The 22,496-nt window shown below is 37.4% G+C and carries 11 protein-coding genes; 9 read left to right on the forward strand and 2 right to left on the reverse strand.

Translation table 11 applies throughout. The features are described 5' to 3' along the window. Positions 1–203 precede the first annotated feature (203 nt). Together FNN09_RS17375 and FNN09_RS17380 are read right to left on the reverse strand one after the other, a co-directional pair. Positions 204–1,544: an MATE family efflux transporter gene (locus FNN09_RS17375; RefSeq protein WP_143303752.1), complete on the reverse strand. Its 1,341-nt coding sequence runs from the start codon at positions 1,542–1,544 to the stop codon at positions 204–206. A 174-nt stretch (positions 1,545–1,718) separates the two neighbouring features. Beyond that, complete coding sequence (locus FNN09_RS17380; RefSeq protein ID WP_143303753.1) at positions 1,719–3,110, reverse strand: tryptophanase; 1,392 nt, start codon at positions 3,108–3,110, stop codon at positions 1,719–1,721. Between the two features lie 529 nt (positions 3,111–3,639). Between FNN09_RS17380 and FNN09_RS17385 the strand changes: the two genes are divergently transcribed. The 9 genes from FNN09_RS17385 to FNN09_RS17425 all read left to right on the forward strand — a co-directional run bounded on the left by FNN09_RS17385 (position 3,640) and on the right by FNN09_RS17425 (position 22,205). After that, positions 3,640–5,019, forward strand: a complete 1,380-nt coding sequence (locus tag FNN09_RS17385; RefSeq protein WP_185969054.1) for a DUF3078 domain-containing protein — start codon at positions 3,640–3,642, stop codon at positions 5,017–5,019. A 520-nt stretch (positions 5,020–5,539) separates the two neighbouring features. Further along, complete coding sequence (locus FNN09_RS17390) at positions 5,540–8,212, forward strand: hypothetical protein (RefSeq protein ID WP_143303755.1); 2,673 nt, start codon at positions 5,540–5,542, stop codon at positions 8,210–8,212. A 483-nt stretch (positions 8,213–8,695) separates the two neighbouring features. Next, complete coding sequence (locus tag FNN09_RS17395; RefSeq protein ID WP_143303756.1) at positions 8,696–11,767, forward strand: TonB-dependent receptor; 3,072 nt, start codon at positions 8,696–8,698, stop codon at positions 11,765–11,767. Between the two features lie 54 nt (positions 11,768–11,821). Next, complete coding sequence (locus FNN09_RS17400; RefSeq protein WP_185969055.1) at positions 11,822–13,348, forward strand: RagB/SusD family nutrient uptake outer membrane protein; 1,527 nt, start codon at positions 11,822–11,824, stop codon at positions 13,346–13,348. A gap of 20 nt (positions 13,349–13,368) precedes the next feature. Then, positions 13,369–14,352: a hypothetical protein gene (locus tag FNN09_RS17405; protein WP_143303758.1), complete on the forward strand. Its 984-nt coding sequence runs from the start codon at positions 13,369–13,371 to the stop codon at positions 14,350–14,352. A gap of 215 nt (positions 14,353–14,567) precedes the next feature. Next, the gene (locus FNN09_RS17410; protein ID WP_143303759.1) at positions 14,568–15,743 is read left to right on the forward strand and encodes a PKD domain-containing protein; all 1,176 of its coding nucleotides are present in this window, start codon (positions 14,568–14,570) and stop codon (positions 15,741–15,743) included. An 82-nt stretch (positions 15,744–15,825) separates the two neighbouring features. Next, positions 15,826–19,038 carry a cellulase family glycosylhydrolase gene (locus FNN09_RS17415; protein WP_143303760.1) on the forward strand — a complete coding sequence of 1,071 codons (3,213 nt, stop codon included), beginning with the start codon at positions 15,826–15,828 and terminating at the stop codon, positions 19,036–19,038. A gap of 22 nt (positions 19,039–19,060) precedes the next feature. Continuing rightward, positions 19,061–19,720: a hypothetical protein gene (locus tag FNN09_RS17420; RefSeq protein WP_143303761.1), complete on the forward strand. Its 660-nt coding sequence runs from the start codon at positions 19,061–19,063 to the stop codon at positions 19,718–19,720. A 163-nt stretch (positions 19,721–19,883) separates the two neighbouring features. After that, on the forward strand, positions 19,884–22,205 hold the full coding sequence (locus FNN09_RS17425) for a glycoside hydrolase family 3 N-terminal domain-containing protein (RefSeq protein ID WP_143303762.1): 2,322 nt from the start codon (positions 19,884–19,886) through the stop codon (positions 22,203–22,205). Positions 22,206–22,496 lie beyond the last annotated feature (291 nt).

The raw sequence follows: 22,496 nt of genomic DNA on the forward strand, positions 1-22,496 counted from the left end.
CCGCTTAACGCGGAACAAGTAATGTCGAACGAATATGACGCAGAAAATCGATGTTTATAAGTGGATACATTAATCTTTTCATTAAATAACCGATCTACTGCTCTAAATTTAATCGCCATAGTTTATTATGCCTCAAAAATTTAGATTGTATATCAATCACTTAATGAAATCTGAGCTCTTAAATTTTAATCGAACTCGGGTTACTAAATTTTTCTTCTCACTACTCCTTTGGTTTTCCACCTTCCTGTAAAATAATAAATGAGTGAGCCCACAAGTCCCATGCTCCAGCCTATGGGTATGGCCCACCAAATTCCATTAACCCCAAACTCTTTAGATAAAACCACCGCAAATGGGATGCGTATTATCCATAAGGAAAAAAGGGTAATGAACATGGGTATTAAAGTATCGCCTGCACCACGTAAAACGCCATGCATAACAAACATGGTAGAGAAAATCATGTAAAATGAGCTGACGATTACCAGGTAGTTGGTGCCATGATCGATAACTGCCGCATCTTTTGTAAATACGCCCATCATTAATTCGCCAAAGAATATAACGGTAAGCATTACCATTAGTGATATTCCCCATGCCATAAATAAGGTGGCTCTTAGTCCTTTTTTTATGCGGTCGATTTTTTGAGCACCAAGATTCTGTCCAACAAATGCAGATAGTGCACTGGCAAGGTTGAGTGCTGGCATGGCTGCCAAAGCATCTATTTTACTGGCCACAGCAAATGCTGCTAATACATCGGTATCAAAATTGTTAACAATGCGGATGAGGGCCATAATGCCAAGGGCCACAAAGGTTTGTTGAAAGCCTGTAGGAAGTCCTATCTTAACGCTTTGTAGAAATAACTCTTTGTCAAATTTAAAGCTGAAGATGTTGAATGAAATAATTTGATGTTTCTTATTCAGGTAGATGGCTCCCGATAAAAAAGCGCCGCCTTGAGCGATGAGGGTAGCATAAGCAACGCCACTAATTCCCCAATTAAATACAACAATAAACACAATATCGAGTACGATGTTAACAATGGTTGCTATAATCATAAAATAAAGTGGAGTCATTGAATCGCCAAGGCCACGTAGTATGGACGACGTACCACTAAATCCAAAAAAAGCAACCATGCCCATCATAAATACATTAAAGTAGTCAGTTGCTAGCGGTATAATGGCTTCTTCAACATGAAGCATTCTGAATATATCTTCGCTGTAGAATATACCGACACACGTAATAAGTATCGAGGCAAAGAATAAAAATATATAAGTGGTATCAATGGCTCTTTTTACCTTGTCGAGGTTTTTGGCTCCGAAATACTGACTGATAATAATGGTAGCCCCACTTCCAATGCCTATCACAAAAGCAATAAGAGCATAAAATATGGGAGAGGACGCGCCGATGGCAGCAAGCGCTTCTTTCCCCAGGTAATTACCAATAATAATACTATCCACCACATGGTATAATTGCTGCAAGAGATTACCAAGAACCATAGGTAATGCAAATCTGAAAATTAACTTAGCTTCATTGCCTATGGTGAGGTCTTTCATTGACTTGTTTTTAATGCGTGACAAGTAAAACCAACGGAAAGTCTTTTTGGTTTACTAAATTCTTTAAAAAGCAGTACAAAACAAGCCAAAAAATAGTCTGTTACAAAGCGATGGCAATAAAAAAAGGTTGATTCTATTATAGAATCAACCTTTAAGTGTGTGATGTGGTTTTATTTATACCGTTTCTTTTACTGCCGGCGCTAACTCAACAGTAAAGTGACGCATTAATGGCGCTTCATCTAAAATGGTGTATCCACTTTTTATTTCATCTCTACGGTCATATACATTTTTAAGAGCCACAGCAATTACATCCATGTGGTTGTTGGTATATACTCGACGAGGAATGGCTAATCTTAATAGCTCTAAATCTGGGTAGCGATTCTCGCGTGTTTCAGGGTCTCTGTCGGCTAATAGTGTACCTATTTCAACACCACGGATACCAGCCTCTTTGTATAGCTCAATGCCTAATGTTTGTGCTACGTACTCTTCTTTTGGAATGTGAGGTAAAAAGCGCTTTGCATCAACAAAAATGGCATGTCCACCAAACGGCTCCTGAACAGGAACGCCAAATTCTTTTAGTTTATTACCTAGATATGCCACTTGCTTAATGCGGGTTTCTAAGTAATCAAATTCGGTACCTTCATCAAGGCCTTGTGCTAAGGCATTCATATCGCGACCAGACATACCACCGTAAGTAACGAACCCTTCGTAAATGATATTAAACTGACTTGCTTTTTTGTATAAATCCTCTTCGCGCAAGGCTATAAAACCACCCATGTTAACAATGGCATCTTTCTTACTACTCATTGTCATGCCATCGGCATACGAATACATTTCTTTAACGATCTCTTTAATGCTCTTATCAGCATAGCCTTCTTCACGAAGCTTGATGAAATAGGCATTTTCGGCAAAGCGTGCAGAATCAAATAGCACACGAATACCATATTCTTTAGCCAATGCATATACCTCGCGCATGTTTTGCATCGATACAGGCTGACCTCCTGATGAGTTACATGTTACAGTAACAATAATCATCGGGATGTTTTCTTTCGGGTGAGCCTGTAAAACGTGCTCAAGCTTATTTAAATCAAGGTTTCCTTTGAATGGGTGATCCACTGTTGTATTAAAAGCTTCATCAATGGTACAATCAATAGCAGAAGCTTTTCTAAACTCGATGTGACCTTTGGTCGTATCAAAGTGTGAGTTTCCTGGAACTACATCGCCTTCTTTTACCAAAGCAGAGAATAGCACATTTTCAGCAGCTCTTCCTTGGTGAGTTGGTAAAAAGTAGTCAAAGCCAAGGATGTTTTTAATCGCATTTTTTAAATTGTAATACGATGATGCACCTGCATAACTTTCATCGCCTAACATCATGGCTGCCCACTGACGATCACTCATGGCACCAGTACCACTATCGGTTAATAAATCAATAAATACCTGATCGCTACGTAGGTTAAAAAGATTGTAGTTGGCATTTTTAATCCATGCTTCTCTTTCTTCCTTAGTACTTTTGCGGATGGGTTCAACCATCTTAATCTTAAAAGATTCTGAAAAAGGTAATTCCATTATGTAAAGTTTTTATGATATATCAATTGTTCAATCAACAATACAAAGCAGCAATGCTACCATGAGCGTGATTATTAATTTGTTTCGAGAAAATAATATTGGAAAGAACTAACTTGGAGTTAGTGACTAATAGGCGAACTCGTCTCTGTTCTTAATGTTTAAGAAGACACGGTCGCATAATGCAGATTGTATGTGGAATGTTACCATCATCGTTAATTCTGTTTGCAAATGTAAAAAACAATACGTACTCACAAAAATATGGAATGTTAAAAATCGTAAGTTAGCAGCTGTTTGTTGTATGTGATGGTGTGTTAATTGGCTTTTGTGTAGGTTTTTATGGGTGCTTATGATTTTTCGCATGCTTATGTGGTGGTAAATGTTTGATGTGATAATTTATAGCAGTACTAGGCTATATTAAATTTCATGTTATTTTTGTTCTTAAATTCACTGCACGCACCTTTTATCGGCTTTAATAACTATGAAATGTATTTCTAAGGCATATTTGAACATTATAATCCTTTGGGCTATTATGATATTTGCTAGCATTGGAAATATGAATGGGCAGATGCAGGCTTTTGGTTTGGATTGGCGTTATTGGACAAACAACTCCTTTGAGCAAAAGCAATGGCAAAACACCCTGTATAAGTATAAAGAAAGTGGTGAAAAACAATTCTTAAGGCAATCGTACATTGTTAATTATATATTACAAGATGTTGAAGAACAAAAGCGATTTGAAACCTTTTTATTCGCTCCCTTGCACGATTATAAAGTGGAAACTTATAAGTTTGAAGCTAAGTTTAGGGTGCCAATTTTTCCATTAATTTGGTATTACCCTCAGTTTTATACGCAACGGGAGTTAGATGAGTATCAGGAGTTGATGAACTCTACCTCTTTTTCAAATCAATTAGCAGATGAATTTACCAATCGTTATTTTCTAACGGAAGCAAGGGATACATACATTTTTAGTCATCCCAATCAAATAAAGCTATCCTGGGACTCAATCCCAGATGCACCTCAAATTGGTTTGGGTGGCTTTTTGTCAAGGCGATCAGCTCGTGATGGTATAAATATGTTACTACGCGATAATGATTTTGATACGCACCCCAGTCTTGAAAAAATAAAGTTCACATCTGGGCCTTGGACTTTAAAGGGTACTGAAAACATTCTGGTGGCGCAAGGGTATGTTAATAATTGGGTTAAAGGAGGAGAGAGTAGTATTAGTTTAGGAAGTGACTTAAGGTTAATTGCTAATTATAAAAAAGATAAAAACGAATGGGATAGCTATATCATTCATAAAGTTGGTATCATCTCAACGGAGAATGACCCTAGTAGGGTTAATACAGATTTAATTGAAATAAATACCAAATACGGTTTAAAGGCATCCGACAAATGGTACTATAGTTTTCTGTATAATTTTAAAACGCAGTTTTTTAATGCGTATGATAAAGATGAAATACTTTTATCTGGCTTTCTTGCACCAGCCTATATGTCATTTGCTCTGGGTATGGATTTTAAGCATAAGGACAAATTTACGTTACTTCTTTCTCCTATAACATCGCGTGTTACTTTAGTGGCAGATACCAGTAAATATGATCAAACCAAGTTTGGTATAGATCCAGATAAAAGCATCGATATCGTAAATGGTATCTCGGTCGTTAATAATTTTGCCTATCAATTGTCGCAAGAATTTAAAATTTCATCTCGTTTTGATGCTTTCTACCAGTTTTTAGGAAAGGTAAAAGAAGGAAAAGATAGGCAGGTTCAAATAGACTGGGAGGTTATTCTTGATATGCGTATTAACAGGTATTTATCAACACGTATTTTAGCGCATGCAAGGTATTTTACCAATGAATCATCCAAAATTCAATTTCGCGAAAATTTCATGATAACTTTTAGTTACAACTTTTAAAACCTACTGTTAATCAATGCGTAATAATTACATAACTTTCAATTTAACTTCTTTTAACTTTAGTTATTATGCGTTAGTGATAAAACGCTTTAAATTTGCACTGTAAGAAAAACGAAAAAGTTTGTTTTCGATCAATAAAAAAATGAAACCTTTTTTTATTTCTTGCGTAACAATGATTACAAGACACCTTAAGTGTCAATAAAAATATTGAGTAAGTTTTCTCATAGTTTAGGGTTAGGTTTGGTTAAAAGTTGAAAGTCGTCTTAAAGAATGCTTTAAGGCGGCTTTCTTATTTTATATAAGTCAAGAATTTAGCTAAGTTAGATATCTTGCAAAACTTCATAATGTTTGCTTCTCGAATTTTCGAATATTTGTATTTTCATTCACGTTTTATTTGATAGTCGATGTCTTATCGATTTATAAGAATATATTATTTACATTTGTTTTGGAGGCTCAACTGACTACTCATTAAAATTTAGGGGGCAAAATACGATTAAATAACAATCGCATTTTCAATATTATGGGAATCTTAAGAAGCGTTTTTATAAGCATTTTTCTTTGTGTAACAATTGCAATACACGCAATTGATTATACATACTTATCTGATATTAGCACATTTGATAAAGAAGACTATGGTGCAGGACGTCAGAATTGGGACATTGATGTTGATGATGATAATGTTATATACATTGCTAACACCAATGGGCTTCTCCGATATATTTATGGTCAATGGACCCTCAATGAACTTCCGTCTGGAAAATCATTACGAGCGATTTCATTTTATAGGAATACGATATGGTGTGGAGGTGATGAAATTGGCTTCTTTAATGTTGATGATAAAGGGAATTTAACATACGAGTATCTTGCTGATGTTTATGGTTATGTATGGAATATTGAAACTAATGGCGATAATGTATTTTTTCAGTCTAGCAATATAATCACCGTTTATAATATTAGAACTAAAAGTCTTGCACAATTCACATTCCCGAATGGATTGTCGGGTTTGGGCAAATGGCAGAATAAAGTTTGGACAATCAGTAATGATAGAGGCTTAGGAACCTTAGATTTTGATGGTTTTAATTTAGTCAAGCCATTCCCCAAAGGTCAGGATCAGGAAGTGAGAGTATTGTTTGAACACAATGACCAATTGTATATTGTGCTGTTTAATGGTGAAGTGTTAGCTTTTGATGGACATGATTTTAATATGATTCGCATACCGGAACAGTTAACGTGTTTCTCTGCGATAAATTATGATGATAGTAACTTCTATATTGGATCTGTTTTAAAAGGAATTATTCCTGTTAAACGAGAAGGGGACCAGGTTTATATTCAAAGGAAAATACAACAAGAGCAAGGGTTGTTAGATAATACTGTTCTTTCTTTAGCTGTTGATAGAGATGGTAATTTGTGGGCAGGATTAGATTATGGTATTGCAAAAGTTAATAAGGAAAGTCTTCTTAAATCGATCATAAACAGGGGAGCAGCTTATGATATTATAATACATAATGGCACTACTTATATAGCTACAAATAAAGGACTTTATGCGAATTTTAATTCGGCAGATTTTTTATTAGTTGAAGGAACAGAAGGGCAAGTTTGGGGGCTTAAAGAAACGGATGCCGGCTTATTCGCTTGTCACAATAAAGGTCTAATTCTGATAAATAATGCGACTTCACAAATAGTGTATGACAAAGTTGGTGTTATGGATGTCGATCAGGTCGGTGCCTCAAATCAATATATTTTTTCGGCCTACACTGGTACTATATGGGTAGAGAAAATTGGGCAATCGTTTATAGAAAAGCGCAACCTTGGTCTGTGGGGGAATCCAAAAATTGACTATGATGAAATCAGTAACAGTGTGTGGGCACGTGGAGGTAGTGCTGATACAATTATTCATCGTATTTTGTTGGATGATGAGGAATGTATTGTTAGTGAAATATCTATGAGAGATGTATTTGCTACGACGCAAGGATTGTTTTTTTATGACGGAAATGTCTTCTTTGAATTTATTGATGGTGATTTCAAAAAGAGCCGTTTGACCCTGGTGCAAGGTATTCAAGGAGCAGGAATTACTGCATTAGAAGTATCGTCGGAAAATAATATTGCCATATATATACAGAATGATGAGTTGAAGATGATTGAAGAGTTAGCTGATGGCTCTACTGTAGTTCATGGTAAGTTGTTAAGCGAATTAAATAATGATATACTCGAGCAGTTTGAATGTATTAAAATACATGATAAGCTATTATATGTGGCTACTGAGAGGGGGGTGAAGGTTTTACCTTTAAATCGAAGATATAATCACCAGGCCCTAAAAGATCCTATAATCTCGCAAATTGAAATCACCTATAATAACTCACATACTCCTCAAACGTTATATTACCCTTATACCAATAAAGCCCTCAAATTAGCCAGTCGTCAATTTAAAACAATAACCTTATCCTTTGCCGATAAAAAGAAAAAGGAAATAGAGTACCGTTATCGCCTTTTGCCATACAACGAAGAGTGGTCTGATTGGTCTTTTTCTCAGAAGCAGATAGCCTACGGGGATTTAAAACCTCGTGATTATACCTTTGAACTTGAATGTCGATATAATGGAACCATCGAAAGAAAAACGACTGTTCCAATAATAATCGAAGGAATTGAATACTATTACCTACGTATTGGTATATTGTTTTTTATACTTATTGCTATTAGTTTGATAGTTGTGCAGTATGGAAAGAATCAGAAGCTTAGACTAAAGAATAAGTATGATAAAAAACGTTCTGCAGAGGAACAGGTTCAGGCTAAAAAGGAGCAACTGCTTCAGTTTACTGAAGTTATCAGGCACAAGAATGCATTTTTAGTGGAAGTGCGAGGGGCGCTAGCTCAGATGAAAAATAGTGCTGCATCTCGATGGGTAAACAAGATCGATCATGAAATAAATCAAGAGAAAAAAGACTTCCTTTTTCATAAGTTGTTTTCTGAGGATCACCAGGATTTCACTCAACGTATATCGTCACAATTTGAAACCTTAACGCCTCATGATTTACGCTTAATCTCGTTTATTCGAATTAATGCCAACACCAGTGAAATTGCTCAATTTTTAAATATTTCAACAAGTAGTGTCGATACTGCTCGTTATCGATTGCGTAAGAAACTAAATTTAGAACATTCTCAAAACCTTAATAAGTTTATTAGAGAGTATCAATAAGGTTTTTTCTACAATTAATTTAGCCCTAAGTAAGATTCATTCCTATTTATATTGCTACGCTAAGCAGATTTGTTTCTACTGGTTAAAGAACTAATTGCATTATAGAAAAGTAATAATGTGTTAAAGTTTTGCAGCTCATTTAACCTTGTTTTTACTATTTATGTATACCCAATAGTTGCTTTGATGTCCACTTTTTAGCAATTATATGACATTACATATGCTCTTAGGAAGCATTTTTAGAGCTTGTTTTTCTTCAATAACATAAAGATTTATTGTTTTATTTTGATTGTGTATTTGCCTTTAATTCAGGCTTTAATGCATGTGTGTCTATGGTTTCTATACCACTTGTTTTACTTGTCTACTGTTAGTCTATGTCCTTTATGATGGGAATTGTTCCCTAAAATCTACTTTCGTCAGTGGTACATGATAAGAAATGTGAAATTTTAATGAAGAAGATTAAAATCCTCAAAAACTAAATACAATATGAAAAGATTAAAACTGTTTTTCGTTTCATTGCTGTTATGCAGTGTAACAAGTTTATTCGGTCAAACATTATCTGTTTCAGGTAAGGTAACTGACCAACAAGGTAGTGCCATACCTGGTGTTAATATTACGGTAAAAGGGACCGTAAAAGGGGTTATAACTGATGTTGATGGAAATTATACCATTAATGATGTGTTGGCAAATGATATTTTGGTATACTCATTCATTGGTATGGCAACTCAAGAGGTTCAGTTAGCTAATGTGAGCAATGCGCAAGCTCTTAATGTTGTGTTAGAATCAGGTAATATTAGTTTAGACGAAGTGGTTGCAGTGGGCTATGGAACACGAAAGAAAAGCTCCTTAACTGCTGCCATATCTTCAGTTGGAACAGAAGATATTGAGAAAACTCAAAACTTACGCGTAGAACAAGCCTTACAAGGTCGTACCGCTGGTGTTACCGTTACAAGTAGTTCAGCTCAACCAGGTGCAGGAATGTCGGTTCGTATTCGTGGAGCTGGTACTAATGGTAATTCTGATCCGCTTTATATTGTTGATGGTTTACCCGTAGGAGGTATCGATTATTTAAATCCAGGCGATATTGCTAGTATTGAAATATTAAAAGATGCTGCATCATCATCTATCTATGGTGCTCGTGGAGCAAATGGTGTTGTGTTGATTTCTACTAAAAAAGGTAAAGCACAGGCATTTACTGTTACCTACGATGGTTATCATAGTATTCAAAACCCAGAGCGTAAACTCTCTTTACTTGATGCTGATCAATATGTGCTTTTTTATAACGAAGCACAATTAAATGATGGTGTTAGACCGATGGATTTTAATCGCCGTGCTAATACAGACTGGCAAGATGAGATTTACAACAATAATGCGCCGATGATGAATCACAGTGTGACACTCAATGGCGGTACAGAGAGAGCCAAGATCTCAACTGGTATATCTTATTTTGGACAAGAGGGTTTGATAGCGCCAGATAATTCGAATTATGGCCGTATTACAGCTCGTGTTAATGCCGAAACAAAGAGTCATAACGATAAGTTGCGAACTGGTACATCACTTTATTACTCAAACATTGAAAGCAGCGGTATTGATGTGAATAATATTTATGGAGGTCCATTGGCTTCTGCCTATAACTTAGATCCATTAACACCTGTGCGTGATGAAAATGGAGAATTTGGTGTGTCAGATTACGTTAGTCAAGGTATTACCAACCCAGTTGGTAAAATGGAGTATTTGCATTCGCAAACCAGAACAGACAAGTTTGTGGGTAATATGTTTGCCGAATATAGTATTCTTGATAACCTGAAGTTTAAAAGTTCATACGGTATTGATTTAGCGTATGTAACATGGGAAAATTACAATCCAGTATATAAATTAAGTCCATCGGATTACAATTTAGTAGATGATGTACAAAAGAGTATGACCCGTTATTTTAATCATAACTGGGAGAATGTTATTACCTATGATCTAGAACTTGATAGGCACAGCTTTAATGTTGTAGCTGGTAGTACTATTTTAGAAGAAACCTCTCATAGCCTGTGGGGAAGTGGTGTTGATATTGTTAAAACACCCAAAGGTCCAGACTATGCTTATATTGATAATACTTTAAGTGATAAAGAAACACGTAACTCTAGTGGAGGCATGGGCGTACCAAATCGCCTGGTATCTTTCTTTTCGCGCGTGAATTACGATTATAACGAAAAATACTTTTTTTCTGCCACATTTAGAGCAGATGGTTCATCACGATTTGGACCAGATAATAAGTATGGTTACTTCCCATCATTCTCAGGTGGATGGGTGCTTACAAATGAAGATTTTGCTTCTTCACTTAAGACTATTGCCAATTTTGTTAAATTAAGAGCCAGTTGGGGGCAAAATGGAAGCAACCACATTGGTAATTTTGTGTATGTATCGAATATTTCAGATGCCGGCAGCTATGTAATTGGTAATCCACTTACAAGCGGAATTTCTAATCAGGGCTTAGCGCCTAATACCATTCCTACACCTGATATACGTTGGGAAACGTCTGAACAAACAGATATTGGATTAGATGCTCATTTTTTAGATAGTAAATTCACTTTTACATTCGATTATTACAACAAGTTGACCAAAGATTTACTTTTAGCCGTTAAGATACCAGGTCATTATGGTAGTAACTCGCCAATAGACAATGCCGCTGAAGTGCGTAACCGAGGGTATGAATTTGAATTTGCCTATAACGACAATGCAGGTGAGTTCTCGTGGGGTGCCAATGCCAATATTTCGTTTAACGAGAATGAAGTAACTTATATTGGTAATGATGAAAAGGTATTAGCAGGTGCTACAGTACAAACATACGGGTTGGTAACCAGAGCTGAAGAAGGTGAGCCACTGGGTTACTTTTGGGGATATGAAACAGATGGTTTATTTCAGAATCAAACAGATGTAGATAATCAACCTGTTTCAGTTAATGAGAATGGCGATATTGTTAAGATGTTACCTCATGCTCAACCTGGTGATGTACGATTTGTAGACCAGAATGGTGATGGCATTTTAGATGATAATGATAAAATTAATCTGGGGAATTCAAACCCTGTATATTTCTACGGTTTATCGTTATTTGCCGACTGGAAAGGTTTTGATGTATCAGTATTTATGCAAGGCGCAGGAGGTCATCAAATTGCTAATCTTTCGCGTCGTTTGGATGCAGGTCTTACCAACTTGCCTGCAACCATGCTTAATAGATGGACCGGTGAAAACTCTACAAACAGTGAGCCACGTGCATCCATTGAAGATCCAAATAAAAACTATAGCCGATTCTCAGATAGATATGTTGTAGATGGAGATTATTTACGCATTAAAAATGTTCAGTTAGGTTATACCTTTAATAAAAAGACACTTTCGCGCTTAAAAATCGAGCATTTAAAGCTGTATGTGGCTGCACAAAATCTATACACATTTACAGATTATCCGGGTGTTGATGTTGAATTTGGTTCAGGAACTATCAATTCTGGTGTTGACACAGGTACATACCCTCAAGCACGAACATTTACTGTAGGTATGAACTTGAGATTTTAATCGTATTTGATGCGTGAATCATTTTTTTTAATAGTTACAAATAGTCTATACAAGATGAAAAGATATTTTTTATACATAACAATGGCTCTGTTGGTCTTAGGAGCTACTGCTTGTGACGATTATCTGGAAGTGGATAATCACACGGCTACAACCGAAGATAACTTCTATCAAACTGAAGAGGATGCTTATGCTGCTCTTTATGCAGCATACAATGTAACAACTGAAGATAAAGGAGGAACGAATGAGTTCGAATTTTTCTTGAATATGTGTTCTGATGATATGTTTACAGGTGGAGGTAGTTCATCTGATGGAACAGATATCAGACGTTTTGAAAAGCATAAAATGTTGGCAACCGACTGGCAGCACGATCAATTTTGGTGGAGAGCCTATGTAGGAATTTACCGTGTGAACGTTGGGCTTGAAAAAATACCACAAATAGCCTTTGCCGATGAGGATGAAAAAGCACGAATTATTGCGGAGTTTAAATTTATCCGTGCTTACTTGTACTCTAACCTGGTACGTATGTACGAAAATATTCCTTTAATTACTCGACCAATAACTTTGGCCGATGCTGATGTAGGGCAAGCACACCCTGATGAGGTATACGAACAGATAGCAAGCGATTTTTTGGCAGCGATTGAAGATTTACCGGCAACAGTAGAAGGTGAAGAGGGGCGTGTAACTAAATATGCAGCACAGGCACTATTAGCTCGCATGTACCTATTTTACACAGGTTTTTATGCTCAAACAGAAATGCCTGGTGGTGTCACTCTTAATAGTATTAGCACATTAGTAGATAATATTATTGAAGAAAGTGGACATGGTTTAGTCGATAACTTTGCCGATCTGTGGTTGGTGTCTGGTTCTGACAAAACATATTACAGTAAAGAGCATATTTATCAAATTCCTTACTCATATAATGGCAAAGGAGCTAGTCGTTCAGATGTGCAGTTTTATGGTTTGAGGGATATTTCAAACACTGCAACTTATGCTGCAGGCTGGGGTTTTGGAACCATTCATCCTGATGTTTATAATATTTTTGCACCTGAAGATGAAAGACGAAATGCAACCATATTAGATGCTAATACAGAAGTAGGCGAAAATGACTATACCAACAGCTATCAGGGTACTGGATACTATTTTAAAAAGTATACTCCCTTGAGTAAATATGTCGACGATCCTGCTTTTAGTGGACATCCTGATGGTAGAACAGTGGTGCGTTATGCCGATGTATTGTTGATGGCTGCTGAGCTTTCGTTACAAGGTGGAGCACTTACCAGAGAAGCACAGAGTTATTACGAAGAAGTGCGCGTGCGTGCCGGATTTACTTCTCATGCCCCAGTTAGCTTCGATAGAGTATTTGAAGAGCGTCGAAAAGAATTTTTTGGTGAAGGTTTGCGTTACTGGGATTTGTTAAGACGTGGCATTGATGTTGCAGATGCGGCAATAACAAACAATTACGAAAGTCCGTTTGATGTAACATTTGATAGAGCAACACGTGGTGTTTGGCCAATTGCCGATGTGCAAATTCAACTGTCGAGCTCTAGTTCAAAGCCATTAAAACAAAATCAAGGTTATTAAGCAACTAAAAAAATAATACTATGAAATATACATCACAACTACTAATGTTCTTGTTAGCTATTGCTTTATGGAAATGTGAACCAACCGAAGTTGGGGTAGTAGACGACTATAAGAAACAGAATCCGGAAAGCTTGAATAAGTTAGCCGAACAGATTGAGATTAATGTGACCGAAATTGCGGCTCAAATTTACGAAGTGGAATATGTTCGTGGAGCTGGTGGTGAAGCTGACAATGCAATTCAATTTATAACTTGGGATTTTGGTAACGGCGAAACGAGCAAGCAAGATAAGGATACAGTGTACTTTATCAATCCGGGCGAATACACCATTGTATTTAACGCCTATACATACGATGGCGAGCTATCTAAAGAAGCAGAAACAGTAACTGCCGATGAACTTCTTGAGTGTGCGATTGGTAAGCGTGTTATGTTCGATAATTTTGATGATGATGCAGAATATGCTGGCTCATGGGTGCAGAAACATCCGAATGATGTTGTTCTTTTTAAGGATTATCATGTTGATGGCGATGCGCCATATCAATTCCCAGAGGATAACAATGTATTACTGATAGGTAAAGCAGGAGGCTGGTGGACTGAAGTCGCTTATGATTTCGATACCGAAGTTTTTGACTTCTCATATGCAGGTATGTGGCGAAAAGTAGCTATGCGTTTTTATATTCCAAGTACTTTCGAAGTGCCCGAAGGAAATTTTGATTTTAATATTCCGGAGAGTTATTTAAACCTTAAAATCGGTTTGAACGATGGTTCTGGTCGTCAAGAAATTGAACGCAAGATAAAGCTTAGCGAACTAGATCAGTGGATTGATGTGGAGTTTGATTTTACTGATAATGCATTTAATGACATTGACCCAACAAAAGTTGAAAGTATTTGGGTAATGTTTACACATGCATGGGACAACGACAGAGGTGCAGGTCGCGATGGCACTGGTGTTATAATGGTTGATGACATTGAATTAGTACAAAAAGTTCCTGGCTGTCTGGAATAAGCAATGCATACTTAAAATTTAAACATGAAACGAGCCATGAGAACAGTTTCTCACATAGGAGTATGATTGATTTTGGCGAGTTCCATGTGGCAATAAACAGCAAAATATAAACACATGAAACGACCATGTAGATTTAGCATCCAAATTTTCACACAGAAGGATGATAAAATTTATTTGGGAGTTCCATATGGACTTTGAAAATATATTATAATCATATGAAAAAAATATTATATACTATCGCAATTGCTTTGTTAACATTAACAATTGCTTGCGAGGATGAAAGTAATCCGAAAGATTGGAGTGAGAATCTTATAGATCTAGATGTTACTTTTACAGATGTTTCCGATCAAATAGGAATTGCCAATAGTTACGAGTTTAAGAATAATACACCTGACTTAAGCTATATTGAATGGGATTTTGGTAACGGAACCACGGTGCGTCAGGAGTCTGGTGTATTTATTTACACGGTGGATGGGACATATACGCCAAAAGTAACAGCTGTATATGGCAATAGGGTAAATGTAGAAACCTTTACCGAAATAAACGTTTCTGCCGATGAATTGATTATTGCTACGGATGTATCCAAGCCTGGAGTTGCAGGTGAGGAGAATCTTATACAACTGCAAATAAATGCCGACGCATCAACTGTTTTTAGTAGTGCTCGTTGGGATTTTGGTGACGGAAACTGGATTAGCACAGCTACAACTGACACAACTGTACGTTATTTAGATGCAGGTGAGTTTAAAGTGAAGTTTGAAGCCTCAGTACAAGATGCTTTACTAAGTGCAGAAGCAATTGTTACAATCCAAAGTGGTGATATAAAGAAGGAAAGTGTTGTTTTTAATAACTTTGATGATGCGCCTGCATATACTGGAGCATGGGGACCAGCCAATGGTGATACCAAGTTATTAAATGAATACAATCCAGATACAAATCCTTATCAATTTGATGGAAGTAATGTACTGTTGATGGGTAAAACAGGTGGTTGGTGGACCGAGGGGAATTATGGTATTACGGAAGGAACCCTAAATTTCTCAAGCGAATACACTGAAGTAGGCCTGCGTGTATACTTAGAGGGCAATACTGTTAATATTGGAGGAACAGACTACAATTTTAATATGCCAGAAAATGAGCGTTTGCTAAAAATTGGTCTTTCAACGCTTAACGACTATGATGGTCGTGTTGAGGTAGAGCACACCATAACAGGAACAGATTCATGGATTGATATATCATTTGATTTTTCAGATAAGGACTTCTCGCATGGAAAAATAGATCCTGATAACATCAGTTATCTATGGGTTATGTTTAGCCATGGTAAAGGTACTAGTGGTGTAATATATGTGGATGATATCGTATTAAAGAAAGCATATCCAGGTATTAAAAAACAATAGTTATTTGTATAGTTATAAACAGAAAGGTGTTATGGATTTCACCTTTCTGTTTCCGCTATAGAACTAAAACCAGCAAAATAAGATGAAGTATATACTCTCTTTAATTGTAATAGTATTAAGTATTAGTGTTACAAATGCACAAACGCTTACTACCGATGGGAAGCTGATTAAAGATGATCAGGGGCAGAAGGTTATCTTGCGTGGCATTGGCACAGGTAACTGGGTGCTTATGGAAGGTTACATGATGAAAACAGCTGGTGTTGCAGGTACTCAGCACGAGTTTCGCGATAAGCTAACTGAGGCAATTGGCGAAACAGCTACAGACGAGTTTTTTGAACTATGGTGGAACAACCACATGACAAAAGCAGATGTGGATTCAATGGCTAAATGGGGTTTTAATAGCTTACGTTTAGCAATGCACTATAATCAATTTACACTGCCCATTGAGGAAGAAAGTGCTGAGGATTTAAGCTCTAAAAATTACACTTGGCACCAGAGTGGTTTCGATCGTGTTGATGATGTGTTGAGTTGGTGTGAAGCCAATAATATGTATCTGATATTAGATTTACATGCAGCACCTGGTGGTCAAGGGCGTAATGCAGATATTTGTGATTACGACGATAGTAAACCGTCCTTATGGGAAGATGTTAACAACAGGCATAAAACGGTTGCCCTTTGGAGGAAGTTAGCCGAACGGTATAAAGATGAAGCATGGATAGGTGGATACGACTTAATAAATGAAACCAATTGGAGTGAGTTGAAAGATGACTCTAACCAAATGTTGTGGAGTTTGCTTGAGGAATGCACAGATGCTATTCGTGCAACCGGCGATAAGCACATCGTCTTTTTAGAAGGAAACGATTGGGCTAATAACTATGATGGATTGCCAGATCCTTTATGGGATGATAACTTGGTAATAAGCTTTCATAAGTATTGGAACAATGTGGATGATAACTCATTGGATTGGATAATTGAAAAAAGTGACAAATACAATGTGCCATTATGGTTGGGCGAAAGTGGCGAAAACTCTAATGTTTGGTATACTCACCTGATTGAACTTTGCGAATGTAAAGACATTGGCTGGTCGTGGTGGCCTGTTAAAAAGAATGGCATTAACAACATCATGTATTTGGAAGAGCCACAAGCCTACAAAAAACTGATTGATGGTTGGAGAACCAGTGGAACATCAGACGATTTAACTGGGCAGGCTGCTATTGACGCGGTTACCGAATGGGCCAATAATCATAAAATCGAAAATGTAGTGGTGATGCACGATGTAATTGATGCTATGATACGTCAACCACAAACCTATGAAACAAAGCCATATAAAAAGCATGATGTAGGCGACAAAACATGGTTTGCCAATTATGATTTGGGTCGCAATGGTTATGCTTACTGGGATACTGATACAGCTAACCTTAGTCAGGTTACTGATTATACCGATTGGAATACCGGTTGGGCTTATCGTAGTGATGGTGTAGACATACAGCACTGTAGCGATAAATTACAAGATGGTTCTTTTGTTGAAGCGCCTTATAATGTGGGGTGGACCGCTGATAATGAATGGTTGCAATACACCATTAACAATACCACGGAACAATCATACACATTGAATATACGCCATGCAGGTGGAGCCGCTAAAATAAGGCTGATGGCCAATGGCATAGATGTAACATCAAGCTTGGAATTGCCATCGACAGCAAATTATGAAACGTGGACAAATACAAGTTATGAGGGGATTATATTACCGGCAGGCCAAGTAAAAGTGGTGTTTTATTTCGAACAAGGTGGAGCAAACCTTAATTATTTCGAATTTATAGATCCGCAACCTATTAGCTCGGTTGAGTTTAAAGCTTTTTCAGCAGAGTCAAATAAACTTGGTAATCAGGTGTATTTAACCCTTAATAAGGAGGTTAGCTCTGTAACTGGTATGTTGTTAAGTGAGTTTGGTTTAAGCGATCAAACCGGTGCGCCGGTGGAGCTTAATAGTTTGAATGTCAGCTCTGAAAATGCTAAAGTTATTGAGCTAACTACAAGTAAAACATTCACCTATTTCGATGAATTACTACTAAGCTATAGCGGTAGCAGTGTAAAGTCAGGCAGCGAGGCATTGGCTCATTTTTCAAATTTGCCAATAAGCAATAACCTACCTCAGAGGCATGCTGTTGCAGGTAAAATTGAAGCAGAAGATTTTCATGTTAACAATGGCTTTGCATTTGAGAATACCTCAGATGTGGGAGGTGGTAAAAATTCATCATACGCCCGCGAAGGATATTACCTCGATTACCTTATTTCGGTGCAAAATACTGCGTATTACGATTTAACAATGCGTGTTGCTTCGGAGAATAATGCACCTAAAATTTCGATGTGGTTAAGCAAAGATGGTGGTGAAACATTTGAGTCAGTTGCTAATATTACATTAAGTAGTACAGGCGGCTGGAGTACCTGGCAAACACAAAATGCTGCTTCTTTGTTATTAAATAAGGGCGAATACCAACTGCGCTTTAAAGTAGAACAACAAGAACATAACCTAAACTGGTTTGAGTTTAAGCAGGTCGGTGAATCTATCTCCGACGATCCGGATGAAATCTATTCAGCAGAAAACTTTATAATATCGTATGTTTCTCCATCATGCTATCAATTAGCTGATGGGAGCATCACGATTATTAGTAAACGTGCTCCAATTAATGTTTTTCTCAATAACGGGAGTGCTCACCCTATCAGTCAAAATATAGAATACAAGATATCTGACCTGGCAGCTGGGGAATACGATTTGTTGGCTACTTCAATTAATAACTACGACAGTTATCACCAAGTGATATTAAACGAAGCGGAAGCATTGTATAGTAAAGCTCTGGTGGAGGGTAGTCAGGTGTCTTTTGTTATTGAGGGGGGCGAAGCTCCCTACACAATCAATGTAAACGGACAAAGTCATACAAGTCAAACTTCTACTTTAACGTTAAAGAATTTGTCAAAGGGTAATTATTCTGCTACAATTATGGATAGCAATCAGTGTTCTGAAGATGCGCAATTGTCATTCACAATTGGTGCGGTGGAGCTTTATCCTAATCCGGTAAATGGAGGTGTGTTGCACATTAAATGCCCGATTTCAGTAGAAGAGCAAATGTATTCTTTAGAGATTTATTCCATAAATGGGCAACGATTATCAGGCCACAACCAAACAACCATCAATAGTCAAATAACGATGAATGTGAGTCATTTAAGAAGTGGTATGTACTTCTTGAAAGTAGCAGGTAAGGACTTTGCAGAATCGATCAGCTTTATAGTGCCATAAAACTCTTTAAAACAAAATTCTAATGCGAACACAACTTATACTTTTTAGTTTAATACTGGTACTTTTTGCTTGTAGTAAATCAGAAGATACCAATCTGGCACCCAATCAACCTGTTATTTTAACACCAGCCGATGGGGAAACATGTGAATCGTTAAGGCCAGCATTAACATGGGAAGCAAGCGATCCTGAAGAGGATGAGCTGAGCTATACCGTGTGGATGGGAACCGATGAGAATAATTTACTAGTGGTAAGCGATGGGCTTCAGAATACACGGTTTACACCTGCGGAGAACTTGCTTACAAGCACTAAATACTTTTGGCAAGTAGAGGCGCATGATGGTTCAGAAAGTACAAAAAGTGAAATTGTTTCATTTGGAACAAAAGGAGAGGGCGAAAGTGGCGTTCTTCCATCTAAACCGTTGATTATAGCACCTAAAAATGATGTAGGAGCAGGAGATATTACATTTACATGGAATGCGTCAATAAATGGAGTTGGTACCATCACTTATGACCTATATGTTAAGCATGGAGCTGCAACAGAGTTCACTTTGCTTGAAGGCGGCATAGATGGAACATCGCATACCAGTAACATTACGGCAGGCAGCCTCAGTTGGTATGCCGAAGCCCAAGATAGCAGAGGACAAACATCGCGTAGCTCTGTCATTACCATCTCGATTAATTAGAAAATAAGTTTAAACTATACATATAATAGCGATGAACCAAGTTCATCTAACATTGTAAAAATACACCTGGATAAAAGTCAAACAAAGCCACTTGGGTTGATATGATAGTAAAAGGTAGCTTGTCCTACTTTATTTCAGTCAAGTGCATTAAGAATATTACGAAATGAAAAAAGCACTAATCATTGTTGCTGTCATATCCTTAACTACCTCTTTTTTCTCTTGCCAACAGGAGGAAGCAACATCTCCTTATGAGGAGCAAATAGAGACGTTATTGGCGAAAATGACAATTGAAGAAAAAGTAGGTCAAACTGCACAATTCACACTCGATGTGGTGGGCGAAGGAGAAAATGTCTATTCAAGTCATTTCCCTTTTAAGTTAGACGAAGTGATGTTGAATGATGTTTTGGTTAATCGCAAAACAGGATCGATACTTAATACAGCCACCAATACACCTCTTTCGTTGGAAGAGTGGCATGCTGTAGTTAGCCGTATACAAGAGGTGGCGATTGAAGCTACCGGAATACCCGTGATTTACGGTATTGATGCCATACACGGAACAACCTATACTCAAAAGGCAACATTTTTGCCTCAGCAGATTGGACAGGCTGCTACCTTTAACCGTGAATTGGTGCGCAAAGGTGCTGAAAATACAGCCTATGAAACAAGGGCATCCAATCTTCCATGGAACTTCTCTCCTGTACTTGATTTAGGACGCAATGCGGCATGGCCACGTATTTGGGAAACCTTTGGCGAAGATGTGTATTTAATATCTGAGTTGGGCGAGGAAGTGATACGAGGTTACCAGGGGACTAATAAAGATGAGCTTGATAAACAGCATGTGGCTGCTTGTTTAAAGCACTATATGGGCTACGGTACTCCGGTGAATGGAAAAGACAGAACACCTGCTAATATTCCTTTGCAAGAACTAATTGAAAAGCATTACGAACCTTTTGTGAGAGCTGTAGAAGCAGGTGCATTAACCGTTATGGCTAACTCGGGTATTGTCAATGGAGAATCGGTGCACGCCAGTTATAAGCTGCTTACAAAAATGCTAAAGCAGGACTTAAATTTCGATGGCGTAATAGTGACCGACTGGCAAGATATAAATAACCTTTATGCACGCGATAGGATTGCTAAAAGCGATAAAGAGGCGATAAAAATTGCCATCAATGCTGGTATTGATATGGCCATGGTACCTTATGACATTGATTATACCGACTATTTTATTGAGCTAGTAAATGAGGGTGAGATACCAATGTCGAGGTTGGATGATGCCGTACGTCGTATATTACGATTGAAATACCGTTTAGGGTTGTTTGAAAACCCTGTATTTGACTATAAAGCCTACGATAAATTTGCTGGATCTGAGCACAAAGCCGATGCACGCTTAACAGCTGAAGAGTCCATTACCTTATTAAAAAATAACAACAACATTCTGCCTCTTTCGGCCAATCAAAAAGTATTGGTTACAGGACCTAATGCGCACTCAATGCGTACGTTACAGGGTGGATGGACCTTGTCGTGGCAAGGTGAGAAAGTTGAGCAATTTATCGAAAACAAAAATACATTCCTCACATCCATAAAGCAACATGCTAAAAACGTGGTGTATGTGCCAGGTGTATCGTATAAAATGGATGGCCCATATTGGGAAGAAAAGGATATTAATATCGCTGAGGCAGTAAAAGCAGCGCAAAATGTAGATGTAATTGTGGCTTGTGTTGGTGAGAACACCTATACAGAAAAACCAGGTGATTTGAACGACCTTTCTCTTTCGCAAAATCAACAAGACCTGGTAAAAGCATTGGCCAAAACAGGTAAACCAGTGGTGTTGGTGTTGAACGAAGGTCGTCCGCGTACGATCCCTCATATTGAGCCACTTGCTCAGGCAATTGTACAAACTTATTTGCCTGGAACGTTTGGAGGCGAAGTAACTGCTGACATATTATTTGGTAAGACAAACCCATCGGGTAAGTTACCTTATACTTATCCTAAACACCCCAACTCATTAATGACTTACGATTATAAGCCAGCGGAGAACAGAACAGAGATGGAAGGCGCTTATAATTACGGTGCTGTGCAGGATTTGCAATATGGTTTTGGACATGGGTTGAGCTATACAACTTTTACGTACAGCAATTTAAAAGTTGATAAGGCCAATTTTACAGCTGCCGATGTGCTTACTTTTTCAGTGGATGTAACCAATACAGGAGAAAGAACTGGTAAAGAAACAGTATTGCTCTTTTCATCGGATTTGTATGCCTCTATTAGCCCTGACAACCGTCGTTTAAAAGGCTTTGATAAAATAGAACTACAAGCCAATGAAACTAAAACAGTACAATTAAAAGTTAAAGCTTCCGATCTTGCTTTTGTGAATTTAAAAGGTGATTGGGTGCTTGAGCAAGGAGAGTTTAAGGTTCAGGTAGGTAGCGAGGTTGTTATGATTAACGCAACTGAAAATGGCAGTTGGACCAACGCTTTTAGATAATGACAAATAGGTATAATCAATATCGATGATTTAATTAACATTGTGCTTTAATTTATAAGTCCCCAGGGTTATAGCCATGGGGATTTTTTTTGTGCAGAGTAAAAGTATGAAGCGCTTTTTTATTGTGAAGTATAATATTAGTTACATTTCTGTAATATTATGACCTTGATAAATAGTTGTTTCATCTCAGGTAATGGGCGTTTCTTTCGCCAACTTTGAATATAAAACCGGCATGCCATTGCAAGCAAAAATCAATAGAAGGACTGCTTAAGTAGCATTTATTAATGCTTT

This window comes from Carboxylicivirga sp. M1479, from assembly GCF_007097485.1.
GTDB lineage: Bacteria > Bacteroidota > Bacteroidia > Bacteroidales > Marinilabiliaceae > Carboxylicivirga.